Source organism: Ornithinimicrobium pulveris (assembly GCF_050261105.1).
GTDB lineage: Bacteria > Actinomycetota > Actinomycetes > Actinomycetales > Dermatophilaceae > Ornithinicoccus.
The window spans coordinates 1,289,918-1,301,489 of sequence record NZ_CP189837.1 but is presented as its reverse complement, the minus strand read 5'-3'; the positions used below and the strand labels follow the sequence as shown (position 1 = coordinate 1,301,489).

Here is an 11,572-nt window from a genome sequence, read left to right as displayed (position 1 = left end):
CGACTCCACCGGGGAGGAGTCCATCGATGAGCCTGGCCTTCGCCACTCTCGTCGTGGTGGTCCTGATCGCGGCGTTCATCCAAGGCTCGACCAGGGATGGGTCTCGCCTTGATCACGGTGCCGGTCTTCAGCTTGATCGAGCCAGGTCTGGTCCCGGTCGTGGTGCTCTTGCTCATGCTGCCGCTCAACGCGTACGTGGCCGCTCGCGAGCGGCACGCCATTCACTGGCGGGGAGTTCGATGGATCACGGTGGGCCGTTTCCTCGGGACGTTCGCTGGACTCTGGATCATCACCGTCGCCTCGACACGCTCGCTGGGGCTTTTCATCGGGCTGTCCACGATCACCCTGGCACTCCTTGCCCTGGTTGCACCGAACTTCACGCCTGGTCGTACGACCTTCAGCCTGGCCGGAGTGGTCACCGGAGTCACCGAGACCTCCACAGGTATCGGCGGTCCTCCGTACGCACTGGCCTACCGGAACACAAGCGGCCCCACGCTTCGCGCGACCGTCGCACTGTGCTTCCTGATCGGCGAGGTGATCTCGATCGTCGTGCTCGCGATGGGTGGTCTCATCAGCCTGGAGATGCTGAAGGACACGTTGATGCTGCTGGTCCCGCTGCTTCTCGGCGCGTGGCTCAGTCGCTTCGTTCATCACCGCCTGGACGGCCCCATCGTGCGGATCCTCGTCCTCGCCTTCGCGATCGTGTCAGGGATCGCAGTCCTGATACGCGCCCTGTGAAGCCGAACCGAGCGACTATCCACATGGTCCTGCGGCTGGAAGCCTTACCAAGTCTTTACCTGTGGACAACGGAATATTGAGGGTCGAGAGGGCACACTGGCAGGACCGATGCTCGGACCGAAGAGTCCGCAGCGACGCCTACGACCCCGGGGGGTCCGTTCACGTGAAGCGCACTATCGTTCCCGCCTTGGCCTGCCTGGCTCTGTTCGCGGGCTGTGACAACCAGCCCTCACCGCAAGCGCCGCCGACCCAGGAAGACGCCCTCACCACCGCGACCGCTGCGCCGATCACCCAAGCGCCGGTCCATGATGTGGTGGAGACAACGGAGCCGGCACCCGTCACCTCCGAGCCGACCGAAGAGCCCACGGCGAACGACAACATTGACGAGCACTCCGAAGAGGGAGCGATCGCCTTTGTCGAGCACTACCTCGACACCTACAACTACGCGTTCGCGAACGCGGACCCCAGCGCGATGGAGGGACTCTCCACACCGGACTGCCTGTCGTGTGCGGGCATCACGGAACTGATACCGACAGACGGTGAACCCGGCTTCACTTACCTCAGGTACCGCGACCCTCGAGCACTTATCGCTGACGATTCGGGTCGCGTGAGCCTCACAATCGATCAGGCCGAACACGGTGGAGAGCCAGCGACCACGGTTCAAGCCCTCTTCACTCTGGATCACTCCGACGAGGGCTGGCTTGTCGATGAAATTCAGATTGAACAACAATGATCGGCGCAGCCCTTCTCGCCGTCCTCTTCTCCCAGCCCACACCCGCGCCAGCTCCAGAACCAGGATGCGGACCGCCAGGAGGCGGCGGCTTCTCCGGACGCGTCTGCGACCGAGGCGGCATCACAACGGGTTGGTTAGCCCCACCAGACGTCGTAGCGCTAGTCGACTCCCGCCCACAAGGATCGAGTGGCGACTCCCCGGCGGAATGGGCCAGCTGGTACGAGTACTCAGCCGTGATCGATTGCGATGCCAACACACCGCTAGACCCTCGCCGCGAAATCTGCGCCTGGTCCCTCGAGCAATGTGAGCAGTTTGAGCCAGGCTCCCCTGGCCCGTTGTCACGAGTCATGCGTCGGGAAGTGCACCGCGACGACCCAACAGAGTTTGCCTGGAACTTCATCGGCCACACCTGTCATACACCGCTAGTCCCGGCCCGTTCGGGAGAGCCGGCGCAGGAACTCACCGAAGCGATGATCCTTGAGCAGTTCCACCGCACGGACTTTGCGCTCCCCCAACTCGTCGTCCAGCCGGCCGACAACACGACCTTGGTCAATCTGCCCGTGTACTACCAGCTTGCCTGGCCGGCCGCCGGCTACGGGCCTGGCGACATCGACACCGTGACCCTCATCGGCCACGAGGTCCGGATCCGCCCTTCGCTCATCGGCGCCACCTACGTGACCGGTGACGGCGCATCGATCGGGCCCACGACGAGCCTCGGCGGCCCCTACCCCGACGGCGACATCACGCACGAATACACGAGTCGGGCCACGGTGAACGCGCATGTCAGCGTCGAGTACGGCGGCGAAGTCAGCGTCGATGGCTCCGACTGGCGGCCCATCCCCGGCAGCGCCACCGTCGAGGGTCCTGCGACCGAGATCGACGTGCGCACCAGCACGAACCGTCTCTACAGCACCCCGTAGAGGTCGCGCCGCAGAGCTCAGGCGTCGATGCGGTCGCGATCCAGCTCGTGGGCCGAGTCGACGATGAAGTCCTTGCGCGGGGCGACGTTCGTGCCCATCAGCAACTCAAAGACCTCGTCCGCCCGAGCAGCATCGGCCAGCGTGATCCGGCGCAGTGTGCGGTGCCGCGGATCCATCGTGGTCTCCGCCAGCTGGTCGGCGTCCATCTCGCCCAGACCCTTGTAGCGCTGCAGCGGCTCCTTGATGGTGCGGCCCTTCTTCTGCAGCGCGGCAACCGTCTTGCGCATCTCACCCTCGGTGTAGGTGTAGATGTACTCCCGGTCCTTGCCTCGGCCACCGGCCACCTCGATCCGGTGCAGGGGCGGCATCGCGGCGTACACCCGACCCGCTTCCACCAGCGGGCGCATGTAACGGAAGAAGAGCGTGAGCAGCAGCGTCCGGATATGGGCCCCGTCCACATCCGCGTCGGTCATGATGATGATCTTGCCGTAGCGCGCCAGGTCGACATCGAAGCTGCGTCCCGACCCCGCGCCGATCACTTGGATGATCGCGGCGCACTCGGCATTGGACAGCATGTCCGAGACCGACGCCTTCTGGACGTTGAGGATCTTGCCTCGGATCGGCAGCAGCGCCTGATAGTCACTCGAGCGCGCAAGCTTGGCCGTGCCGAGCGCGCTGTCGCCCTCGACGATGAACAGCTCGGTCCGCTCGGTCTCGTTGCTGCGGCAGTCGGCCAACTTGGCGGGCAGCGACGAGGACTCCAGAGCGTTCTTGCGGCGCTGCGTCTCCTTGTGGAGCCGCGCCGAGATCCGCGACTTCATCTCCGAGACGACCTTCTCCAGCAGCAGGGCAGCCTGTGCCTTGTCGCCGCGGTGCTTGCTCGTCAGCCGCTCGGTCAACTCCTTCTCCACGACCTTGGAGACGATGGAGCGCACGGCGTTGGTGCCCAGCACCTCCTTGGTCTGACCCTCGAACTGCGGCTCGGCCAAGCGCACCGTCACCACGGCCGTCATCCCAGCGGTGATGTCGTCCTTGTCGACCTTGTCGTTGCCCACCTTCAGCTTGCGAGCGTTGACCTCGAGCTGCTTGCGGAAGACCTTCATCAACGCCTGCTCGAAGCCGGCCACGTGCGTACCGCCCTTGGGCGTGGTGATGATGTTGACGAAGCTGCGCAAGGTGGTGTCATAACCCGTCCCCCAGCGCATCGCGACATCCACCTCGCACTCGCGCTCGACCTCCTTGGCCACCATGTGGCCGCGGTCGTCCAGCACCGGCACGGTCTCGGTGAAATTGGCCGAGCCCTGCAGCCGCCACACATCAGTCACGGCGGTGTCGGGGGCGAGGTACTCGGCATACTCCGTGATCCCGCCGGAGTAGGCGAACACCTCCTCGTGCGGGCCGTCCTCCCCCGGCGTCCCCGGCAGCCGCCGCTCGTCCCGGATGACCATCGTCAGCCCGGGCACCAGGAAGGCGGTCTGCCGCGCCCGGGCGGCGAGCTCGTCGTAGTCGAACTTGGCGCTCTTGATGAAGATCTGCGGATCGGCCCAGTAGCGCACCCGGGTGCCGGTCACCCCACGCCGGGCCTTGCCGACCACGGCCAGCTCGCTGCTCTTCTGGAACGGGCTGAACGGCGCCTCCGGCGAGGGCTCCTTGCGCCCGTCCTCGAAGACTCCGGGCTCGCCGCGCCGGAAGCTCATCCCGTAGGTCTTGCCACCCCGGTCCACCTCGACGTCCAACCTCGACGACAGCGCGTTGACCACGGAGGCGCCGACTCCGTGCAGGCCGCCGGACGCGGCATACGAGCCCCCACCGAACTTGCCGCCCGCGTGCAGTTTGGTGAAGACCACCTCCACACCGGAGAGCCCCGTGCGCGGCTCGGCGTCCACCGGGATGCCGCGCGCCCGGTCACGCACCTCCACCGAGCCGTCCTGGTGCAGGATCACCTCGATCCGGTCGCCGTGACCACCCAGCGCCTCGTCCACAGAGTTGTCGATGATCTCCCACAGGCAGTGCATCAGACCGCGCGAGTCCGTGGAACCGACATACATGCCCGGCCGCTTGCGGACAGCCTCCAGCCCCTCGAGGACCTGCAGGTGTCGCGCTGAGTAGTCCTGTGCCACGGGTGGAACTCCTTGTCTGCGGGTGCTGTGGCAGCGTAACCGCGGGCACCGACAGGCCTTCGCAGGCTCGCCCCGCACCCTCCCGTTCTACGCGCTGAGCGAAACGCCGCCCGCTTCGGGCACAAAGACGAGGCATCACGACGTTGTCGTGCTTGACTGTGTGAACCCCGGGCGAGGGTCGACCGACCCACCGCCAGGAGCACCGAGAGGAGACCCGACCGTGAACGCCACTCTCACCCCCGAACTGACTGCCTCCGACCGCTGCGACCGCTGTGGCGCCCAGGCCTACGTCCGAGCCCGTCTCGCCGACGGTCTTGAGCTGCACTTCTGCGCGCACCACGGTCGCGCGCACCTGGACAAGCTGCGTCACCTCGAGGACATCGACATCCTCGACGAGACGCACCGGTTGCACGCCGAGGAGACGCCGACCATCTGAGTCGGCCGCCGGGTCATCCGCCAGGATGCCCGAGCAGGCTCGGCCTGCGTCACTGCACCCGGACCCGCCCCAGCGCCTCGCGCAGGGCGGGTTCGGTGCGCTGTCCCCCGTATGTCGTTTCTCCCCCAGGTGCGGGCTGTCCAGGATGAGGGCGGCGGGCTGGCACACTGAGCGCCATGAGCGCGCTCGAGGTCCTGGTGGCCCTGCTGATGGTCTTCGGGCTGCTGGGCATCGTCTTCCCGGTGCTGCCCGGTCTGCTGCTGATCGTCGCCTCGGTGCTGCTGTGGGCGATCGATGCCGGTTCGACGACCGGGTGGGTGCTCTTCGGCATCGTCGCTGCGCTCTATCTGGCCGGCTCGGTGCTGCAGTGGGCGATCCCGGGCAAGCGGATGAAGCGGGCGGGGGTGCGCACCAGCACCTTGCTCGCCGGCGTGGTGACCGCGATCGTGATGGCCTTCGTGATCCCGGTGGTGGGGCTGTTCATCGGCTTCCCGCTCGGGATCTTCCTGGTCTCCCTGGTCCGCTCCCGGGACCGGATCGAGGCGTGGCGCGCCACCCAGCACGCGCTGCGCGCGGTCGGGATGAACATCCTGATCGAGCTGGTGACGGCCTTCTTCATCATCGCCGCGTGGGCGGTGACGGTGCTCTTCATCGCCTGAGGACGCGCAGGACCGCGCCTTTGCCCTGAGCACGCGAAAGGCCCTCCGGACATCCGGAGAGCCTGGTCGCTGCTGAGTTGAGCCCGCCCGTGAGAAGCCAGGCGCCGTGCGAGTTATCCCGCTAGAAGCCCTGCTCCTTGCGGCGGTCCCACTGCTGCTCCATGCGCTGCATGAAACCGCCACTGGGGCCAGGTGCCTTCGGGCCCTTGCCGGGGCCGCGTCCGCCGCCCCCACCGCCGGGTCCGCCCTTGCCGCCCTTGCCCCCGGAGCCGCTACCGCCGACCGAGCGGAGCTTGGCCTTGCCGTGGCGGCTGGGCGTCGCCGCCCACACACCACCGCCGACGAGGGCGAGGAAGCCGATCCCGCCGACCCAGATCATCTGGGTCATGACGCCGGTGAGGACCAGGCCCAGGCCAGCGAGCGCGACGAGGACGCCGAGCGCGAGGCGGCGACGGTCCAGGCCGGAGCCGGTCTGATTGGTCTTGAGCGTGCTCGCCAGTCGGGGGTCCTCGGCGTAGAGGGCCTGCTCCATCTGCTCGAGGACACGCTGCTCGTGTTCGGAGAGCGGCACGATGACCTCCCGGGGTGGCTGGCGGCGCCCGTCGATCCTCGACGGGGGGATCTGGTGGTCCCTAGGATATGTCCCCAACGCGCGAAGCACTAGCGGGAGTTCCCACTCGTTGCTCGGAGGGATGTCGATGAGGCAGCCCGAAGCCGGTCCGATGGTGCCGCTCACGCAACAGACTCGCTGGTCGCACGGCATACTCACCGAATCTGGCCGCCGCCCGATCCATCGCACGTTCAGCTTCCCGCCACCCGTGCTCCGGCTCGTCCAGACGTCCCTGGAGCAGCGTCTGCTCCGCCTCGCTGATCCCTTCGACCCGCACCCCGAGCAATCGGACACGGGCCCGCTGGAGCCCGAGAGCGGCATACAGAGCACAGGCGGTGGCGTGCACGTCCCTGGTGACGTCGGTGGGCACCTTGATCGTCCGCGACCGGGTGATCGTGGTGAAGTCGGAGAACCGGACGGTGAGCACCACAGTACGACCGAGCACCCCGCCGTGCCGCATCCGGCTGCAGGTGCGCTCGGCGAGGTGGAGCAGCTGGCGACGGATCACGTCCGGGTCGTCGACATCGTGCTCGAAGGTCTGCGAGGATCCCACGCTGCGCTCGGTGCGCGTCGGCTGCACCGGGTCGTCGTCGTGTCCCCAGGCCAGCGCGTGCAGGCGGGCGGCGGAGTGCTCCCCCAGCGCCCGCTGCAGGGTGCCGAGCGGGGTGTGCGCCACCTGGGCCACGGTGCGCAGCCCGAGGCGGTGCAGCTCGGCCTCGGTGGACTCCCCCACCCCCCACAGCGACCCGACGGGAAGCGGGTGCAGGAAGGGCACCACCGAGGCACGCGGCACCACCCGCATCCCGTCCGGTTTGGCCGCGCGAGAGGCCATCTTGGCCACCGCCTTGGTGGGGCCGATGCCGACCGAGCAGGTGATCCGCTGCTCGTCGGCGATCGTGTCCCGGAGCCACTGGCCGATCCTGGCCGGGCTGCCCCACTGCCGCCCGGTGGCGGCGACGTCGAGGAAGGCCTCCTCCATCGAGACCGGCTCGACCGTGGGGCTGACCTCGGCGAACACGGCCATCACCCCGTCCGAGACGCGGGCGTAGGCGTCGAAGTCCGGCCGCACCACCACCGCCGGCGGACACAACCGGCGGGCGGTCGCCATCGGCATCCCGGAGCGCACGCCATACGCGCGGGCCTCGTAGGTCGCCGACAGCACCACGCTGCGCCACCCGCCCCCGACGACGACGGGGTGCCCGAGCAGCTCGGGGTGGGCGAGCAACGAGACCGAGGCGTAGAAGGCGTCCATGTCCACGTGCAGGACGGTCAGGTCCTCGGTCACCATCCAGAGCTCCCCGGGCTGGAGTGCCACAGCTTGCTCCCCGCGTGGCGCACGTCGCCGCCGGCCGGGCGGGTGTCGGCATAGGGCGACTGGCGGAAGCCGGAGGCGTGCACGAGCACCCGGCGCCCACCCTGGGCGTCGTCCTGCGCCCTGGCCAGCTCCTCCGATTCCGTATGCCGCAGCCTGGCCTGGTCCTCGACGGCCGCCATCGCGGCCCGCACCTCTTCCACCCCACCGTGCTCCCAGGCTGCGGACAACCCGCCCAGCTCCCAGGCACCGGTCGCGCGGATGGACAACCCGCGCGGTCCGGTGCGGCGCACGACCCCGCGGACGAGGAGCAGCCAGGAGTGGAAAACCGTCGTGGCGAAAGGTCCTTGGACATCCTCGAAGAAGGTGGCATCGACCGGGCCGGTGCCGTCATCGAGGGTGAGGAAGACGACGCGGCGGCCCGAGCGCACCGGCGGGGTCTGGGTGGCGACCTTGGCCCCGGCCACCAGCACCTCCGAGGCGTTGCGGCGGGAGAGCAGGTCGCGGGACCGGGTGGTGCCCAGCGCCTCCAGCATCGGGGCATACCCGGCGACGACATGCTGGCTGACGTCCATCCCTAGCACCTCGAGCTCGGCCTGGAGCTGCTCGGCCACCGTCATCTCGGGCAGCCCGCTGCCGATCGGGGTCGGTTCGTCACCGAGCTCCAGAGCCAGCTGGGTACCGACTGGGTCCTGGGCGTGCCAGGATCGGCGGCCCATGGCCTGGGAACGGGTGCGGGCCGCGATCTCGCCCTCGCCGACGAGGGGTAGGGCACCCTGCTCAGCGCCAGCCGCCCTCACCTCGGCACCACCAGAACCAGCGCCCGTGCCCAGCACCGGGGGCGGGACCCGTCGTCCGGCCCGGCTACGTCCCGCACCGGTGCTGGCATGTCGGGTCCAGCGGTCCAGCTCGCGGACGTGCAGCAACAGGTCGCGCCGGGTCAGCTCGGGGCGCCCGTCAGCTCCTCGCTGCCCGCCTGTCCGGCCGCCGATCCGCTCCCGGCCGACCCGGTGCAGGGCGTCCAGCCCACCGGCGAGCACCAGCCGCTCGGCAGCCGGACGGCTGGGTCGGGCCCGTTGCCACAGGTCACCCAGCGAGCCATAGGGCTGACCGGCCACGATCCGGGAGACCTCGTCCTCGCTGATGCCCTTGACGTCGGCCAGTGAGAGGCGGATCCCATAGCCACCGGCCCGGCGTTCGACCTGCGCCATCACCTCATCGACATCGTCCGGAACACCTGGCACCCCCACAGCATGGGCACCCGTCCTGCCCGCACCCGGTCCGACAGTGCTCGCGCCGAGACCGCCCTGTCCGATCGCAGCATCGGAATCCTCCATCTCATCTCCCTCGACCCGCTCCACCCGGTAGGTCGCGCCAGAGGCGTTGACGTCCAGCCCCAGCACGTGCACCCCCATCGTCCGGGCCTCATCGAGGATGAGGCGTTTGGGATACATCCCGGGGTCGTGGGTGAGCACCCCGGCGAGAAAGGCCGCGGTGTGGTGGGTCTTGAGCCAGGCCGACTGATAGGTCGGCAGCGCGAAGGCCGCGGCGTGCGCCTTGCAGAAACCGAACGAGGCGAAGGCGGCCAGCACCTCCCAGATCCGCTCCACCTCCTCCCCGCGGTAGCCGCGGTCGGCCGCCGCCTGTCGCCACCAGAACTCGACCTTGCGCTGACCGTCCGGGGTGCCCATCGCCCGACGCACCTCATCGGCCTGGGCCAGGCTCACCCCCGTGGTCTCGGCGACGATCTGCAGCACCTGCTCGTGGAAGACGACCACCCCGCAGGTCTGCTCGAGATAGGGCACGAGCGAGGGATGGAGGTACTCCGGCTCCCCCCACCCCTGACGGGCGTGCAGGAAGGGCCGGATCATGTCCGATTTCACCGGCCCGGGCCGGAACAGCGAGATGTCGATGATGATGTCGGTGAAGTTCTCCGGCCCGAACTTGCCCACGAGCTCACGCTGCCCCGGCGACTCGATCTGGAAGCAACCCAGGGTCCGGGTCGAGCGGATCAGGGCATAGGTGTCCGGATCATCCAGCGGGACCTCCTCCCGGTCGTCCAGGTCGACCCGCACCCCGTCGACGCGCTCGATCTCTTCCACGGCATACGCCATCGAGGACTGCATGCGGATGCCGAGCACGTCCAGCTTGAGCAGCCCCAGCTCCTCGACGTCGTCCTTGTCGAACTGGCTCATCGGGAAGCCCAGCCAACTCGCCTCGACCGGCGTGCGGTCCAGCAGCCCGGTGTCGGACAGGATCACCCCGCACGGGTGCATCGCGATGTGCCGCGGCAGCCCGTCGAGCGACTCGACCAGCTCCAGCAGCAACTGCATCCGCGGCGCATCCAGACCCTGCCGTCGCAGCTCGGGCAGGTCCCGGATCGCCTGGCGCGCGTCCTTGGCGCGGATGTGCGGGAAGGCCTTGGCCAGCACGTCGATCTCCCCCGGCGGCATCCCGAGGGTCGCCGCGACGTCCCGGATCGCGTGCCGCACCCGATAGGTCTCGGCCATCGAGACGCAGGTGACCCGTTCGGAGCCGAACCGTTCGAGGATCCGTTCATACATCTCGGTGCGGCGGGCCGACTCCACATCGATGTCGATGTCGGGCAGCTGGGCGCGCAACGGTGAGCAGAAGCGCTCCATGAGCAACCCGTGCTCCATCGGGTCGACCCCGCTGATCCCGAGCAGGTAGGTCACCAGGCTGCCCGCCCCCGAGCCCCGCGCGGCCACCCGCACGCCGTTGTCGCGGATCAGGTCGCAGACCTGGGCCACGGTGAGGAAGTAGGTCGGGTAGCCCAGGCCCGCGATCACGCCCAGCTCCTCGTCCAGTCGGCGGTGGATCCGTCCCAGGTATGCCGTGTCCGCGCCGGGGTAGCGGGTGTGCACCGCCTGGGTGCAGCGTTCGGTGAGGGTCTGGTGGGCGGCACCGATCCCACTGACCCCGAGGACCTCGGGCTCGGGCAGGTGGACCGCCCCGATCCCCAGGTCGGAGCGGGGGTCCTGGTGGCACTGCGCAGCCAGCTCCAGGGTGGCGCGCAGCAGCTCGTCGGCGCGAGCGGAGGACCCGCTGGCCTCGGCGAGCCGGGCCGCGGTGGCGTGCATGGTCGCGGTGTCGGCCAGGTGACCGGCGGTGCTGACCCGGTCCAGGTGACGCTCATCCAGGGCCACCATCCGCCGGGCCGCGTCGAGGACGTCGACGACCCGGGCCTGCTCAGGGGTGGCGTGCCGGACGGCGGCGGTCAGCACGGCCGGGACCCCGCACTCCTGCGCGAGCGCCCACGACCGGCTGGCCTGGCCCAGGCTGGCCGATGTCCCTTCCGGACCGCCGTGGCAGACCAGCTCGACACGGAGCGCGTCGGCCGGCAGCGATCGCTTCCACGCCTGCAGGAGATGACGCGCCCGCTCACGGTGGCCGGCGCGGACCGCCCGCCCGACATCGGAGTCAGGTCCGAGCAGCACCACCACCGGCGCCACCTCATCGACCGGGGCTGCCGCCCTGGCGATCAAGTCGGGACGGGTCCTTGGCAGCCCACGCTCTCCCGCCAAATGGGTCTGGGTCACCAGGCGGCACAACCGGGCCCAGCCCACGCCAGGCTCGATCCCGCTGCGCTGCCCCCTGGCCAGCACGACCACCCGCGGTCGCTGGTCGTCGACCAGGGTGCCGCCCTTGACCGGTTGGGGGGTGCCGCCCTTGATCGGGTGGGGGGTGCCGCCCTTGACCGGGTGAGCACGCAGCGTCGCGGGGCTGTCCTGCGGGCCCGAGGACTGGCCGAGGTGAGATCCCGGCCCTCCCGCCTCCAGCGCCAGGTCGACACCCAGGATCGGCCGGATCCCGTGCTCGGTGCAGGACCGCACGAAGCGCACCGCGCCATAGACGCCATCGCGGTCGGTCAACGCGAGCGCGGACTGCCCCAGGGCAGCGGCGCGTTCGACCAGCTCGGCCGGGTGCGAGGCACCGAAGCGCATCGAGGCGCTGGAAGCGACGTGCAGGTGCACGAAATCATCGTTCGACATGTCCCTCCTGCTCTCTACTCCCTTACTCACT

9 protein-coding genes are annotated in these 11,572 nt (G+C 69.2%); 5 read left to right on the top strand and 4 right to left on the bottom strand.

Going from position 1 to position 11,572, the window contains the following annotated elements:
* The first annotated feature begins 96 nt into the window (after positions 1–96).
* From ACQBAT_RS05985 to ACQBAT_RS05975, 3 genes are all read left to right on the top strand, one after another.
* Complete coding sequence (locus ACQBAT_RS05985) at positions 97–738, top strand: sulfite exporter TauE/SafE family protein (RefSeq protein WP_420746059.1); 642 nt, start codon at positions 97–99, stop codon at positions 736–738.
* A 163-nt stretch (positions 739–901) separates the two neighbouring features.
* Positions 902–1,471, top strand: a complete 570-nt coding sequence (locus tag ACQBAT_RS05980; RefSeq protein WP_420746060.1) for a DUF6318 family protein — start codon at positions 902–904, stop codon at positions 1,469–1,471.
* Between the two features lie 359 nt (positions 1,472–1,830).
* Positions 1,831–2,391 (top strand): hypothetical protein, encoded by a 561-nt coding sequence (locus ACQBAT_RS05975; protein WP_420746061.1) that lies wholly within the window; start codon positions 1,831–1,833, stop codon positions 2,389–2,391.
* Positions 2,392–2,408: 17 nt separating this feature from the next.
* On the opposite strand, the gene ACQBAT_RS05970 is transcribed toward ACQBAT_RS05975, so the two are convergent.
* A complete protein-coding gene (locus ACQBAT_RS05970; protein WP_420746062.1) occupies positions 2,409–4,511 on the bottom strand; it encodes a DNA gyrase/topoisomerase IV subunit B in 2,103 nt (700 codons plus the stop codon).
* Between the two features lie 220 nt (positions 4,512–4,731).
* Between ACQBAT_RS05970 and ACQBAT_RS05965 the strand changes: the two genes are divergently transcribed.
* Complete coding sequence (locus tag ACQBAT_RS05965; protein ID WP_420746063.1) at positions 4,732–4,947, top strand: DUF7455 domain-containing protein; 216 nt, start codon at positions 4,732–4,734, stop codon at positions 4,945–4,947.
* A 176-nt stretch (positions 4,948–5,123) separates the two neighbouring features.
* Entirely contained in the window at positions 5,124–5,606 is a 483-nt protein-coding gene (locus tag ACQBAT_RS05960; RefSeq protein ID WP_420746064.1) for a DUF456 domain-containing protein, read from the top strand.
* 121 nt (positions 5,607–5,727) lie between these two features.
* Here ACQBAT_RS05960 and ACQBAT_RS05955 read toward each other — a convergent pair whose 3' ends face one another.
* From ACQBAT_RS05955 to ACQBAT_RS05945, 3 genes are all read right to left on the bottom strand, one after another.
* A complete protein-coding gene (locus ACQBAT_RS05955) occupies positions 5,728–6,177 on the bottom strand; it encodes a DUF3040 domain-containing protein (RefSeq protein ID WP_420746065.1) in 450 nt (149 codons plus the stop codon).
* A 61-nt stretch (positions 6,178–6,238) separates the two neighbouring features.
* Positions 6,239–7,531, bottom strand: coding sequence for a DNA polymerase IV (dinB, locus tag ACQBAT_RS05950; protein WP_420746066.1), 1,293 nt, complete (start codon positions 7,529–7,531; stop codon positions 6,239–6,241).
* The gene (locus ACQBAT_RS05945; RefSeq protein ID WP_420746067.1) at positions 7,498–11,541 is read right to left on the bottom strand and encodes a DNA polymerase III subunit alpha; all 4,044 of its coding nucleotides are present in this window, start codon (positions 11,539–11,541) and stop codon (positions 7,498–7,500) included. Before ACQBAT_RS05945 ends, dinB begins: the two co-directional genes overlap by 34 nt.
* Between the last annotated feature and the right edge of the window lie 31 nt (positions 11,542–11,572).

Excerpts from the sequence above, each read along its gene's own strand:
- ACQBAT_RS05985 (WP_420746059.1), top strand. The coding sequence starts at position 97 with ATGGGTCTCGCCTTGATCACGGTGCCGGTCTTCAGCTTGATCGAGCCA.
- ACQBAT_RS05960 (WP_420746064.1), top strand. The coding sequence starts at position 5,124 with ATGAGCGCGCTCGAGGTCCTGGTGGCCCTGCTGATGGTCTTCGGGCTG.
- ACQBAT_RS05945 (WP_420746067.1), bottom strand. The coding sequence starts at position 11,541 with ATGTCGAACGATGATTTCGTGCACCTGCACGTCGCTTCCAGCGCCTCG.